This is a genomic window from Micromonospora sp. NPDC002717 (assembly GCF_040295705.1).
GTDB lineage: Bacteria > Actinomycetota > Actinomycetes > Mycobacteriales > Micromonosporaceae > Micromonospora.
Genome location: NZ_JBEOVW010000001.1, coordinates 139,091 through 152,133 on the forward strand (window position 1 = coordinate 139,091; position 13,043 = coordinate 152,133).

Below are 13,043 nucleotides of genomic sequence, written 5' to 3' on the forward strand. Positions count from 1 at the left end.
GGGGGCGCACGCCGGCCGGCGCTCCGTCAGGCGACCGGGACGGCCGGGCAGCGGGTGTCGCGGGCGGGCACGTCGACCGAGATCAGATAGCGGTCGACCGCGTCCTGCACGCAGGTGCTGCGGGTGTAGTTGCCGTGCCCCCAACCCTCGTAGGTCAGCAGCACCCCCGAGCGGCCGAGCTGCCGCGCCACGTTCGTCGCCCAGTTGTGGCCGCTCGCCGGGTCGTGCCGGGTGTTGGCGAGCAGCAGCGGCACGTCGGTGCGGACCCGCAGCCGGTGCTGCGGGTTGGCGACCGGGGCCGGCGTGCCGAGGCACGTCGCGATCGCCAGCAGCCCCTGCGGGTAGCGCAGGTCGGGCGCTATCCGGGCCATCCGGCGCAGGTGGGCGGCGTACTCCCGGTGGTCGCGGACCGGCAGGTGCCAGTCGGCACAGAAGACCGCGAAGGGGTGCGGCCGCACGGCGTCCTCGCCCGCGGCAGCGGCGGTGGCGGGGAGCCCGGTGGGAGCGGGCGGGGTCGCCCGCAGGGCCACGATGTCCCGGGCCAGTCCGGCCCAGTCCGGGCCGTACAGCGCGCGCTGGGCGAGCCGGCTGAGGTCGTACGGGGTCAGCGCCGTCCCGGGCCGGTCCGGGTCCGCCAGCTCGCCCCGCTCCGCGCGGGGGAACAGGCCCGCCCAGGCGGCCCGGACGTCCTCGCCGTGCAACGGGCAGCTCGGCGTACGGGCGCACCAGGCGACGAACTCGTCGAAGGAGTCCTGCGCGGCGGCGCCCTGGGTGTCGAGGAACGCCCGGGTGCCGAGGCTGTGGTCGACCACGCTCTCCAACACCATGGCCCGGACCCGGTGCGGGAACTCCTCGGCGTACTGCGCGCCGAGCAGGGTGCCGTACGAGCTGCCGTGGAAGGTGAGCCGGGGCTCGCCGAGCGCCGCCCGGACGGCGTCCAGGTCCCGCGCGGCGCTGCGGGTGTCGACGTGGTCGAACAAGGGCCCGGTCCGCTGCCGGCAGTCCTCGCGGAGCAGCGCGTTGTCGGCCAGGGTGGCGTCGAACCGGGCCTGGTCGGTGATGACCTGGGGCTGCCGGTCGAGCAGCGCCGCCGAGCAGAGCACGGGGTTGCTCCGGCCGATGCCGCGCGGGTCGAAGCTGACGATGTCGAACCGGCGGCGCAGGTCGTCGCTGAACCGGTCGTTCCGGATGATCCGCCGGACGCCGGAGTCCCCCGGCCCGCCCGGGCCGAACACCAGCGAACCGATCCTGGCGGCCGGGTCGGTGGCGGCGCGGCGGGCCAGGTGGAGCGTGAACCGGTCGCCGTCCGGCCGGTCCCAGTCGACGGGGAGCGACAGGGTGCCGCACTCGGCGGTGCGGTCCTCCGTGCAGGGCTGCCAGGCGATGCCCGGCGCGGCGGCCGGCGCCGGTGGGGCGGCCAGGGCGGGCGCGGGTGCCGGCAGGCCCGCCGCCAGCAGCGCGGCGGTCGCGCCGAGCGCCAGCGCCCGGAGCCGGAGCGGACGCCGGGGTCCGCCCTCCGCGTCCTGTCGGCCCGGGTCGTCCACGACGTCGGGCACCCGGGGCCGGTCGCCGCCACGAGGGGCGGACTTGCGTACGCGCAGCACGAGATGCTGTCCTCTCCGTCGAAGGAGCGTTGCGATGAGAACTCGCCCACGGGCGAGGTGGTGCTGCTTCCACCCGGGCTGTCGAGTTGGCGCTCGACGGCCCGGGGCCTTTCCGCTGCGCTAGTCGACGTCCTTCAGGACGCGTTCCAGCGACACCAACCGGGACTCCATCCCGCCGAGCCGGCCGTCGAGGGCCGCCAGCACCCGGGCGGAGGCCGCCTGGGCCTCGACGGCGGTCTGGGCGAGCCGCCGGTACTCCTCCTCGCGGGCCCCCGCCGCCCGGGCCCGCCGGGTCTTGGCGACCTGCACGATCGTCACCGTGATCACGCTGACGAGCAGGGCGAAGATCCCGATCGCCCCGACCACCTCGGTCCAGTCGTGCTCGCTCATGCCCGCCGTCCCTCGTCCTCGTCCGGCCCCGCGCCGGATCCGGCGGTGAGCGTGTCGGCCGCCACCGCGATGGCGGCAGGCGTGAGCGTGTACGCGAACGGACTCACCTCGTAGTACTTCATGGCCTTCCCGTCCTCCGACAACTCCAGGTGCGCGGACACGAGGCCGGCCGCCGCGAGCCTGCGCAGGTGCACCTGCACCAGCGCCCGGCTGATGCCGAGCTCGCGGGCGAGTTCGCTGACGTACGCGCGGCGTCGCGCCAGCACGGCGACCACCCGCATCCGGTGCGGGTTGGCCAACGTGGCCAGTACGCGCACCAGTTCGTCGCCGGTGGCCGTCGGACCAGCGCTCATGACCAGCCCTTGCACATGCAAACGGACGCTAGCGGGTCAGCCGCCGGCACGTCACCAGTGGACGGTCGATCTCAGGGACGGGTGGGGGATGCCCCCTGGTCCTCCCCCGGAGCCACCGGAGATCGGCACAGGGGTCGGCTCAGGCGTGGCACGCGCGGGTCAGCCGCGCCGGGATGCCGGTGAAGGTGGTGCTCATCCACGCGGCCGGGCGGGACGCCCGGGAGCCGGCGTCGATCCGGTCTGCGGTGTCCTCGATCAGGGCGCGGATCTGCGGGTCGGCGGCCCGGCGGGCCTGGGCGCGTACGTCGTCGGCCAGGTCGGCCAGGTTGCGCCGGAGCTGGTCGGTGACCTGCTCGCCGGTGAGGTCACGGCGGACCGAGGCCGTCGAGTCGGTGGCGATCTTCTGGCTGCCGGTGAGGATGACCCGGTCCACCTGCCGGCAGACGTCGGCGGTGTTGGCGGCCGTCGTGGCGACCGGGGACGGGCTCGCGGTGGCACCCGCCGGAGCGGTCGGGCTCGCCGACGACGCGCCGGTCGGTGCGCCGGCCTCCTCCTGGGGGGCGTCCTGGCAGCCCACGGCCAGCACCCCGAGCGCCACCGTGGTGGCGGCGCGCCGCGCGTACACGACGGATCGGGACATGGGACCTCTCGTTTCGCGGGTCTCGGCCGTCCGGCGGACGGCACGGGGTCGACCGACGCCGGGCGGCGAGACATCGTCCTGCCAACGAGCGGGGTCGCCTCCGGGACACGTCGGCCGTCGCGCCGCGACACACGGTCCGCCGGGCCGGCGAGGGCCGGCCCGGCGGTTCGCGCGTACGCGGGTCAGCTCCTGAATGCGTCCTTGACCTTCTCGCCCGCCTGCTTCAGTTTGGCGCTGGTCTGGTCGTTGCGCCCCTCGGCCTCGAGCCGCTCGTTGTCGGTGGCCCGGCCGGCGCCCTCCTTCAGCTTGCCGGCGGCGTCCTCGGTCGCGTTGTTGATCTTGTCGTCGAAGCCCATGTCAACCTCCGATTGGCAGTGCCGGTACGTCCTCGGGGTACCCCGCCCGGCCGGCGCCCAACCCGCCCCGACCGCCCACCGTCAACGCGGCGACCCGCGTCGGGTCCGTGCCGACCGCGGCCGGTCGGCGGACAAGGGTCCTGCGAGGACCGCCCCGAACGACCGCGCCGCCGGCCCCTTCAGGGAGGACCGGCGGCGCGGTGGGCAGGGTCAGGCGACCGGGCGGAAGCCGCGCAGCCGCAGGCTGTTGGCGACGACGAAGACCGAGGAGAAGGCCATCGCGGCGCCGGCGATCATCGGGTTCAACAGGCCCGCGGCCGCCAGCGGCAGGGCCGCCACGTTGTAGGCGAAGGCCCAGAACAGGTTGCCCTTGATGATGCCGAGGGTGCGCCGGGAGAGCCGGATCGCGTCCACGGCGGCCATCAGGTCGCCCCGCACCAGGGTCAGGTCGGACGCCTCGATCGCCACGTCGGTGCCGGTGCCCATGGCCAGGCCCAGGTCGGCCTGGGCCAGCGCGGCGGCGTCGTTGACGCCGTCGCCGACCATCGCCACGGTCCGCCCCTCGCCCTGGAGCCGTCGCACCACGTCGACCTTGTCGGCGGGCAGCACCTCGGCGATCACCTCGTCGATGCCCACCTCGGCGGCCACCGCGCGGGCGACCGTGGTGTTGTCGCCGGTCAGCAGCACCGGGGTCAGACCCAGCTCCCGGAGCCGCGCGACCGCCGCCCGGCTCGTCGGCTTGACGACGTCGGCCACCGCGAGCACGCCCCGGGCCCGCCCGTCCCAGCCGGCCAGCACGGCCGTCCGTCCCTCGGCCTCCGCCGTGGTCGCCGCCCGCGCCACCTCCTCCGGTACGTCGAGGCCGCGCTCGCGCAGCAGCCGGAGCCGGCCGACCAGCACCTCGCGGCCGTCCACCGTGCCGGTCACGCCGAGCCCCTCGACGTTGGCGAAGCCGGTCACCGGCAACAGCGCACCCTCCTCGGCCGCGCCGGCGGCGACCGCCTGGGCGATCGGGTGCTCGGACGCGGCCTCCAGCGCCCCGGCCAGCCGGAGCAGCTCCGCCCGGTCCTCGCCGGCCGCCGGGAGCACGTCCACCAGGGTCATCCGACCGGTGGTGACGGTGCCGGTCTTGTCCAGCACGACGGTGTCCACCTGCTTCGTGGACTCCAGCACCTCCGGACCCTTGATCAGGATGCCGAGCTGGGCACCGCGGCCGGTGCCGACGAGCAGGGCGGTCGGCGTGGCCAGCCCGAGGGCGCACGGGCAGGCGATGATCAGCACCGCCACGGCGGCCGTGAAGGCGGCCGTCGCGCCCGCCCCGGTGCCGAGCCACCAGCCGAGGGTGCCCGCCGCGAGGGCGATCACGATCGGCACGAAGACGCCCGAGATCCGGTCGGCGAGGCGCTGCACCGCCGCCTTGCCGGTCTGCGCCTGCTCGACCAGCCGGGCCATCTGCGCCAGCTGGGTGTCGCCACCGATCCGGGTGGCGGTGACGACGAGGCGTCCGCCGGCGTTGACGGTGGCGCCGACGACGGTGTCGCCGGGGCCGACCTCGACCGGGACGGACTCGCCGGTGAGCATGCTCGCGTCGACCGCGGAGGTGCCCTCGTCGACCACCCCGTCCGTGGCGACCTTCTCGCCCGGCCGGACCACGAACCGGTCCCCCACCGCGAGCTGGTCCACCGGGATCCGGGTCTCCACGCCGTCGCGTAGCACCGCGACGTCCTTGGCGCCCAGCTCGAGCAGGGCGCGCAGGGCCGCCCCGGCGGTCCGCTTCGCGCGGGCCTCGAAGTAGCGGCCGGCGAGGATGAACGCCGTCACCCCGGCCGCCGCCTCCAGGTAGATGTTGCCGGCGCCGTCGGTGCGGCTGATGTCGAGGGTGAACGGGTGGGTCATCCCCGGCTCCCCGGCGGTGCCGAGGAAGAGCGCCCAGACCGACCAGCCGAACGCGGCCAGGGTGCCGAGCGAGACCAGGGTGTCCATGGTCGCCGCGCCGTGCCGCAGGTTGACCCAGGCCGCCCGGTGGAACGGCAGGCCGCCGTAGACGACGACCGGGGCGGCCAGGGTCAGCGACAGCCACTGCCAGTAGGTGAACTGCCAGGCGGGCACCATCGCCAGCGCGATCACCGGCACGGTGAGCACGAGCGATACCCACAGCCGGGTACGCAGGCCGCGCAGCTCGTCCACGGGCTCGGCGGCCGGCTCCGCGCCGGCGGGTGCGGGCGGGGGCGGCAGGGCGGCGGTGTAGCCGGTCTTCTCCACCGTCGCGATCAGGTCGTCCGGGCTGACGTCGTCGGTGTACCGGACGCTGGCCTTCTCGGTGGCGTAGTTGACCGTGGCGGTCACGCCGTCCATCCGGTTCAGCTTCTTCTCGATCCGGGAGGCGCAGGAGGCGCAGGTCATCCCGCCGATCGCCAGCTCGATCTGGTTGGGTGCCATCTGCAGCGGCTTGGTGGTGGTCATCACGGTCCCGTCAGTTGTGCCCGTGACCGGGGGCGCCGTGGCCGGCGTCGGCGGTCGGGGAGCTCGTGGCGGCGGGCGTGCGCGCCGCCGGGGTGCCCGTCGCGGCCGGCGAGGCCGACCCCGTCGGGGTGCCGGCGACGACGGTGAACTCGGCGGTGCGCACCACGCCGCCGTGCTTGAAGTCCAGGTAGAGCCGGTAGGCGCCGGCCGACGGCACCTCGGCGAAGAACCTCACCTCGGGGCCGGGCTTCGTCCGCCCGTCGCCCGGCTCGCCGTCGGGGTGCACGTGCAGGTACGCCAGGTCGCCCTGACGCAGCGCCACCAGGTGGCCGTACGCGCCCAGGTAGGGCTCCAGGTCGGTGACCGGCGCGCCGTCGCGGTTGACGGTCAGGGCCAGCTCGGCGGTGCGGCCGGGCTGCGGGGCACCGGTGAGGGTGACGGTGTAGCCGTCGACCGTCGTGCTGGCCGCCGGGGCGGGCAGCGGCTGCTCGGTCAGCGCCCCGGGAACGGTCACGTCGACGCCGAGGGTCAGCGCCTCGCCCCCGGTGGGGGTGAAGTCCGCGAACGCCCGCCAGACGCCGGGCCCGCCCAGCGGCGAGTCGACCCGCCAGGTGCCGTCCGCCGTCATCTCCGGGTGCACGTGCCGGAAGCCGGACAGGTCGCGGCGGGCCACGATCAGGTGCATGCGCTTGTCGTGCGCCACGTCGTACGCGGTGACCGGCCGGCCGTCCGGGCCGGTGACCTGGAAGGCGAACTGCCCGGCCGGGGCGTCGACCGGTCGGAGGGTGTAGCCGCGGTCGGAGACGAGCAGTCCACCGGGCAGGTGGGCCGCCGCGCCGCCCTCGTCGCCCCCGTGGCCGGCCCCGCCGGTGTCCCCGTGGCCGTCCGCGGCGTCGTGGCCGGTCCCGGCGGCCGGGGCCACGGGGCCGGCCACCTGGCCGACCCCGTACGCCGCGCCGAAGACCGCCGCGAGACCGAGGACGAAACCGCTCAGTTTCGTCGCCGTGTTCATGGTGTACCTCGGTTTCCCCGTGCCCGCCGTCAGGCGCCGACGAGGTCGTAGCCGGCCTCGTCGACGGCGGCGCGCACGGTGTCGGTGTCCAGTGGGCTTTCGCTGGTGACGGTGACCCGCCCGGTGGCGAGGTCGACCTGGACGTCGCTGACGCCCGGGATGGCGCCGACCTCGGCGCTGACCGAGCTGACGCAGTGCCCGCAGGTCATGCCCTGCACCTGGTACGTCGTGGTGACCATCGAACTCTCCTCTCGACGCCTCCAGCATATACCCCCCAGGGGTAATGAGGAGGCGGACGGATGCCTGCCCTGCGTACCGATACCCGGTGGGGGTATCGGACACGGAGGACAGTACCATACCCCCGAGGGGTACGCTATCCTGGATCGCATGACCACACCGACGCCCGCCCCGACCAGGGGCTACACCGCCAGCAAGGACCAGTTGCTCGCGCGGCTGCGCCGCGTCGAGGGGCAGGTCCGCGGCATCGAGAAGATGGTCGACGACGACCGCTACTGCATCGACGTGCTCACGCAGATCTCCGCGATCCAGGCCGCCCTGGACAAGGTCGCCCTCGGCCTGCTCGACGGGCACGCCCGGCACTGCATGCACGAAGGGGCGGCCGAGGGCCGGGCCGACGAGATGGCCACCGAGATGATGGCCGCCGTCGGCCGCCTCATGAAGCGCGGCTGACCCGGCCGGCGGTGCCCCGGCGCTCGCCCGGTACGAGCGCCGGGGCGGCCCGGGTCAGAGCCGGTCGAGGATCTTCTCCATCGTGTCGATCTCGGCCTGCTGGGTGGTGACGATCTGCTGGGCCAGGGCCTTGGCCTCCGCGTTCACACCCCGGGCCAGCTCGTCCCGGGCCATGGTGACGGCGCCCTCGTGGTGCGCGATCATCATGGTCAGGAACTGCCGGTCGAACTCCCGCCCGGAGGCCGCCGCCAACTTCTCCATGTCGGCGTCGGACATCATGCCGGGCATGCCGTGGTCCATGTGCGGCGTCTCGGCGCCGGGCGACGGCACCGGCCGCCCCCAGGCCGACAACCAGCCGCTCATGGTGGCGATCTCGGGCGCCTGGGCGGCCTTGATCTCCCCGGCGAGCCGCTTGACCTCCGGGTCCGCCGCCCGCGTGGCGGCCAGCTCCGCCATCTCCACCGCCTGCCGGTGGTGCGGAATCATCATCTGGGCGAACATCGCGTCGGCGTCGCCGAAGGCGGCCGCGCCGGACGCGGTGGCCGCCAGCCCGCTGGTGGCGGGCGTGCCGTGCCCCGCGCCCGGGGACGAGTGCCCGTCGCCGCCGCAGGCGGTCAGGACTAGGGCGGCGGTGACGGTGGCGCCGGCCAGGGCGGCACGGCGCGCAATGGTACGAGTAGTCACGTCTGGGCCTTTCGGTGTCAAAACGTACGCAGCAGGACGGGGACGCGGACCGGCTGACCGGGCCGCGCCGGGGCGTCCTATCTGCGCAGCACCGAGACCGTGGCGAGCCGCAGGCCGACCGGCCGGGACGGCGGGGCACGGGGCGACCGGGCCGGCCCGCCCGACCCCTGGGCCGCCAGGCCGGCGGCCTGCACGCCGGCCAGCAGCAGCACGGCGAGCAGCAGCGGAACGGCGAGCGCGCCCAGCACCGCCAGGCACACGCCCCACCAGGGCAGCTCGCCGCCCGCCCCGCCGGACGGGAGGAACCGCTCGTGCGGGCAGTCGCCCGGGCAGCCCACGACGCCGGACAGCGCCGCCGGGACGACGTACGCGATGGCGGGGTCCTGACCGAGCGGCGCGGCGGTGTCGTGGCGGGGCAGCGCGGCGGTGACCTGACTGAGCGGCGCAAAGGTGTCGTGACGGGGCAGCGCCTGCGCCGCGCCGCCGTGCGCACCCGCTGCGGCAACGGCGTGCGCGGAAAACTCGGCGGGATGGCCCACGGCGTGCGAGCCGTGGCCGAGGGTGTGCATCGCGGCCAGGCCGAACAGCGTGCCGACGAGCAGCAGCAGCCGGACCCATCGCCCCGCCGTCACTGTCGCCGCCGCCCGCACACCGACCACGGTAGCCCCCGGGGCCGGCGCGTCTGGGGGCGACCGGCGCACCCGGCGGCGAATCCACCCCGGACGAGACCGCCGTGTCGGCCACGACGGGGCGGTCGACCCGCGGTGACCGGGCGGCGACCAGCGGTCGCCGGACGGGACGGCCCGCGGCCGACACCAGCCCTCACGACCTGCGCCCGGATGTCGGGATGGCTACCATTCGGCCGGTGGCCCTCCGCACTCCGCGCCGCCCGCACCGCTGCCCCGACCGGGCGGCGGTATCGAGCGACCGCGACCGGCCGGGCCGGGCCGTCGCGGTGCGTGACCGGCCCGACACCACAGGGCGATCCGCCGCGGCGGCCACCCGGGCACGCCGAACCGACCGGCCCGCCGGCACGTACCCCGCCCTGGATTCGTTGGGAGACACTCGATGGGCGCCGACCACACCCGTCCCGCACCGTCCGCACCGCCGGGGGTGCGACGGATCCTCGTCGCGACGGTGGTGCCCCTCTTCGTCGCCACCCTGATCGCGGCCCTGCTGCTCTGGCCGTGGGACGCCCCGGACGCCGCGCCCGGCACCGATCCGCCCCGCCACCACGGCACGGTGACCCGGGTGGTGACGGAGCCGTGCCCGCCCACCCCGGAGACGCCGGAGGGCGCCCCGGGCGCCGCGGAGGGCCCCTGCGGCACCGTGACCGTACGCGTCGACGACGGCCCCGACGCCGGCCAGCAGGTGGAGACGCCCGTACCGGCAGGGCCGGGGGCGCCGACGGTCGCGGTCGGCGACGAGATCATCCTGGTCCAGCTCACCGATCCCGCCGACCCCTCGGCGAGCGCCTACAACATCGCCGAGCACCAGCGCGGCAAGCCGCTGCTCTGGTTGGTGGTGCTCTTCGCCGCCGCGATCGTCGCGTTCGGGCGGTGGCGGGGGCTCGCGGCGCTGGCCGGCCTGGCGGCGAGCTTCGCCATCCTGCTGACCTTCGTGCTGCCCGGCATCAGCGCCGGCAGCCCACCGCTGCTGGTCGCGGTCGTCGGCGCGGCACTGATCATGTTCGTGGTGCTCTACCTGACGCACGGGGTGACCGCGCAGACCTCGGTCGCCGTGCTCGGCACGCTGGGCAGCCTGGTGCTGACGGGCGTGCTCGGCACGATCGCCACCGCGGCGACCCACCTGACCGGGTTCGGCACCGAGGACGCCACCACGCTGTCGATGTTCCAGGCCGACGTCGACCTGCACGGCCTGCTGCTCGCCGGGATCATCATCGGCTCGCTCGGCGTGCTCGACGACGTCACCGTGACGCAGGCCGCGACGGTCACCGAGCTGGCGCACGCCAACCCGGGGCTGTCCCGGATGCAGCTGTACCGGGCGGCCACCCGGGTCGGTCGCGCGCACATCGCCTCGACGGTGAACACCATCGTGCTGGCGTACGCCGGGGCCTCGCTGCCGGTGCTGCTCCTGCTGACCGCCGACTCCCGGGCGGTGAGCCAGATCCTGACCAGCGAGTTCCTGGCCCAGGAGATCGTCCGCAGCGCGGTCGCCACCCTGGGCCTGATCGCCGCCGTGCCGCTGACCACCGGGCTCGCGGCCGTGGTGACCACGGCCGGCCGGCGCGGCGGCGAGTCAGCCGACCGCGGCGCACCGCCGACCCCGCCTGCTCCCCGACCGGCGGCCGACCGGTCCGAGGCGCTGGAGGCCCTCAGCGGGCCGCGCGCCGGAAACACCGCCTCCGCAGCCCCCGCCGGGTGGCCCGACCGCGACGGGAGCACGGACACCGCATGGTGAAACTCCTCAGCGTGACCGATCAGGACGTCCCGCCTGATAAACGCGTCACTGCTCACCCTCCGCCGTTACGAAATAACGCATTTAGTCGGCTTAGGGACGTAGATCCCCGGCAGGGCTCTCGGGTAACCTCGCTGCCGGTCACCGCCGAAGGCGCGCAGCGGCGCCTGCGGTGCCGCCGCCCAATCGCCGCCAGGCGAGCCGGGGACCCAGGTACGTGGGGTGAATCCGCGACAGCGGTAGGGGCCACTTCCGCCCCGAACCCGTCAGCTAACCCGGTCGGCGGTCGACGGAAGGGAAAAATGTGACGGCACCCCTACGCCGCTGGTTGACACCTGTGGTGGCCGTGATCGCCGCCCTGGCCGTCTTCGCCGGGCCCCTCCCGGCGGCGGCCGCACCCACCCCACCGCCCCAGCCCTCCGGCCACGGGGACGACGAGCCCAAGCTGCTCAACGACCTGATCGAGACGCGGAACCGCAACTACGTCCAGGCCAAGGCGAAGCTCGCGAAGTCGAAGAAGCGCCAACTGGAACTGGCCCTGGAGGTCGACCGGGCGCAGGCCGACCTGGCAGCGCTGGCCCCGCAGGTGAGCCAGATCGCCGCCCAGTCCTACCGGACCGGGCGGATCGGCGCGGTGTCGATGCTGCTGGACACCGCCAGCCCCGACTCGTTCGTCAAGCGCGCCGCCGCCCTCGACGAGCTGAACCTGGTCAACTCCAAGAAACTCGCCGAGGTGAACGCGGTCAAGAACCGCGCCGAGCAGGCCAAGCTGGCGCTCGACGCCGAGGTTCGCGAGCAGACGAAGCTGACCAACGAGATGGCCCGCGGCAAGCGCGAGGCGGAGAAGGCGCTCGCACTGGTCGGCGGCAGGGGGCTGACCAGCGGCAAGGTGGTCGCCACCTCGCCGGTGGCCCGGATGGCACCGGGTCGTACTGCCGACGGCGACTGGAAGCCCCTGTCCTGCACCGAGGACGACCCCACCACCTCCGGCTGCATCACCGCGCGCACGCTGCACATGTACAAGGAGGTCAAGCGGGCCGGCTTCAACCGCTTCGTCGGCTGTTACCGCTCCGGCGGGCCGTACGAGCATCCGAAGGGCCGGGCCTGCGACTGGTCGCTGCAGAGGAGTGGCTTCTCCCCCTGGCACAACGACGACACCTACATGTACGGCAACAACCTGACCGCGTTCCTGGTCCGTAACGCCGACCGGCTCGGCATCTACTACGTGATCTGGAACCGGCAGATCTGGTTCCCGGCGACCGGCTGGAAGTCCTACAGCGGCCCGTCGAACCATACGGACCACGTGCACGTGTCGCTGCTCTGACGGCAGCCAACGACAGGGCCGCCCCGCAGTCGCGGGGCGGCCCTGTCGGCGTCTGTCGCCGTGTCGGCGTCCGTGACCCTGCTGGCGTCCACGGCCTGTGGTCGCCGCCCGTGGCCCTGCCGACGCCTGTGGCCCTCGTCGCCGGGCGTCGTCGGGCGTCCGGGCCGGGCCGGGCGAGCGTGGGAACCGGTCAGGCGAGGGCGGCGCTGGCGGCCGGCTGTGCCCCGTCGACCGCGCCCGGCCCGGTGGGCGCGGCGGCGACCCCCCGCGGCTCGCCGGTCGGCACGGCGGTGACCGCCCGCGCCTCGCCGGCGGCCAGCCGGTATGACATGCCCACGACGGCGCAGCGCCCGGCGGCAACCTCGGCGGCGAGTACGGCCGACCTGTCCAGCATCGCCTCGACGGTCTGCGCGATGTGGATGTCGACGATCCGGTCGATGTCGTCCACGCCCTCGGCGGCGGCGCGGCGCAGGCTGGGCACCACGGCGTCCACCACGGCGCGCAGGTGCCCAGCCGGGGGCGCGCCGGTGGCGTCCGCCGCACGGGCCGCCTGGACGGCCCCGCAGGAGTCGTGCCCGAGGACCACCACCAGCGGCGTGCGCAGGACCGTCACGGCGTACTCGACGCTGCCCAGCACCTCGGGGCCGACCGTGTGTCCGGCGGTGCGCACCACGAAGAGGTCGCCGAGGCCGCGGTCGAAGATGATCTCCGCGGCGAGCCGGGAGTCGGAGCAGCCGACGATCACCGCGAACGGGTGCTGCCCGTCCGCGACCGCGGCACGATGCCCGGCGTCCTGGTTGGGGTGGCGTGGAGTGCCGGTGACGAACCGGTGGTTGCCGGCCTGCAACTCGGCGAACGCCTGCTCCGGGTCGCCGGGAGTGGGGAGCGCGTCCCGCACGGCGGTCGAGCCCCCCGGTGCCGGCTCCGACGGCTTCCGCTCCGGGCCCGGCTGCGCGCCGGGAGATCCGGGACGATTCATCTCCCTCACCTCGTCCCTCACGTGAACGACCTGGTCATCCCGGCCGACGCTGGACGCGGGCAGTCCCCACGGTCACACGCACTCGAAGGTACGTCAAGGGATGCGTGATATGCATTTCATATGTTCGCGC

General features: G+C 74.8%; 14 protein-coding genes and 1 riboswitch. Of the genes, 3 read left to right on the forward strand and 11 right to left on the reverse strand.

Translation table 11 applies throughout. The features are described 5' to 3' along the window. Positions 1 to 26: 26 nt before the first annotated feature. From ABT006_RS00710 to ABT006_RS00745, 8 genes are all read right to left on the reverse strand, one after another. On the reverse strand, positions 27 to 1,544 hold the full coding sequence (locus ABT006_RS00710; RefSeq protein WP_502890841.1) for an alpha/beta hydrolase: 1,518 nt from the start codon (positions 1,542 to 1,544) through the stop codon (positions 27 to 29). A gap of 180 nt (positions 1,545 to 1,724) precedes the next feature. Beyond that, entirely contained in the window at positions 1,725 to 1,994 is a 270-nt protein-coding gene (locus tag ABT006_RS00715; RefSeq protein WP_350701618.1) for a hypothetical protein, read from the reverse strand. Continuing rightward, positions 1,991 to 2,347, reverse strand: coding sequence for an ArsR/SmtB family transcription factor (locus tag ABT006_RS00720; RefSeq protein WP_350701620.1), 357 nt, complete (start codon positions 2,345 to 2,347; stop codon positions 1,991 to 1,993). Before ABT006_RS00720 ends, ABT006_RS00715 begins: the two co-directional genes overlap by 4 nt. Before the next feature lie 139 nt (positions 2,348 to 2,486). After that, a complete protein-coding gene (locus ABT006_RS00725) occupies positions 2,487 to 2,987 on the reverse strand; it encodes a methyl-accepting chemotaxis protein (RefSeq protein WP_350701622.1) in 501 nt (166 codons plus the stop codon). Positions 2,988 to 3,169: 182 nt separating this feature from the next. After that, on the reverse strand, positions 3,170 to 3,343 hold the full coding sequence (locus ABT006_RS00730; RefSeq protein WP_350681140.1) for a CsbD family protein: 174 nt from the start codon (positions 3,341 to 3,343) through the stop codon (positions 3,170 to 3,172). Between the two features lie 210 nt (positions 3,344 to 3,553). Continuing rightward, entirely contained in the window at positions 3,554 to 5,806 is a 2,253-nt protein-coding gene (locus ABT006_RS00735; protein WP_350701623.1) for a heavy metal translocating P-type ATPase, read from the reverse strand. 10 nt (positions 5,807 to 5,816) lie between these two features. Continuing rightward, complete coding sequence (locus ABT006_RS00740; protein ID WP_350701625.1) at positions 5,817 to 6,818, reverse strand: DUF8832 domain-containing protein; 1,002 nt, start codon at positions 6,816 to 6,818, stop codon at positions 5,817 to 5,819. A gap of 29 nt (positions 6,819 to 6,847) precedes the next feature. Beyond that, on the reverse strand, positions 6,848 to 7,057 hold the full coding sequence (locus tag ABT006_RS00745) for a heavy-metal-associated domain-containing protein (RefSeq protein WP_350701626.1): 210 nt from the start codon (positions 7,055 to 7,057) through the stop codon (positions 6,848 to 6,850). Between the two features lie 148 nt (positions 7,058 to 7,205). Here ABT006_RS00745 and ABT006_RS00750 point away from each other — a divergent pair, with 148 nt between their 5' ends. After that, entirely contained in the window at positions 7,206 to 7,508 is a 303-nt protein-coding gene (locus tag ABT006_RS00750; protein WP_350681148.1) for a metal-sensitive transcriptional regulator, read from the forward strand. A 54-nt stretch (positions 7,509 to 7,562) separates the two neighbouring features. On the opposite strand, the gene ABT006_RS00755 is transcribed toward ABT006_RS00750, so the two are convergent. Next, positions 7,563 to 8,192, reverse strand: a complete 630-nt coding sequence (locus ABT006_RS00755; RefSeq protein ID WP_350701628.1) for a DUF305 domain-containing protein — start codon at positions 8,190 to 8,192, stop codon at positions 7,563 to 7,565. Between the two features lie 77 nt (positions 8,193 to 8,269). Then, positions 8,270 to 8,842, reverse strand: a complete 573-nt coding sequence (locus ABT006_RS00760) for a hypothetical protein (protein WP_350701630.1) — start codon at positions 8,840 to 8,842, stop codon at positions 8,270 to 8,272. Positions 8,843 to 9,260: 418 nt separating this feature from the next. Here ABT006_RS00760 and ABT006_RS00765 point away from each other — a divergent pair, with 418 nt between their 5' ends. Together ABT006_RS00765 and ABT006_RS00770 are read left to right on the forward strand one after the other, a co-directional pair. Further along, positions 9,261 to 10,613 carry a YibE/F family protein gene (locus tag ABT006_RS00765; RefSeq protein ID WP_350701631.1) on the forward strand — a complete coding sequence of 451 codons (1,353 nt, stop codon included), beginning with the start codon at positions 9,261 to 9,263 and terminating at the stop codon, positions 10,611 to 10,613. A 166-nt stretch (positions 10,614 to 10,779) separates the two neighbouring features. Next, positions 10,780 to 10,911: riboswitch (cyclic di-AMP (ydaO/yuaA leader) on the forward strand. A 3-nt stretch (positions 10,912 to 10,914) separates the two neighbouring features. Further along, on the forward strand, positions 10,915 to 11,934 hold the full coding sequence (locus ABT006_RS00770) for a coiled-coil domain-containing protein (protein WP_350701633.1): 1,020 nt from the start codon (positions 10,915 to 10,917) through the stop codon (positions 11,932 to 11,934). A 190-nt stretch (positions 11,935 to 12,124) separates the two neighbouring features. Here ABT006_RS00770 and ABT006_RS00775 read toward each other — a convergent pair whose 3' ends face one another. Then, complete coding sequence (locus ABT006_RS00775; protein WP_350701635.1) at positions 12,125 to 12,913, reverse strand: carbonic anhydrase; 789 nt, start codon at positions 12,911 to 12,913, stop codon at positions 12,125 to 12,127. Between the last annotated feature and the right edge of the window lie 130 nt (positions 12,914 to 13,043).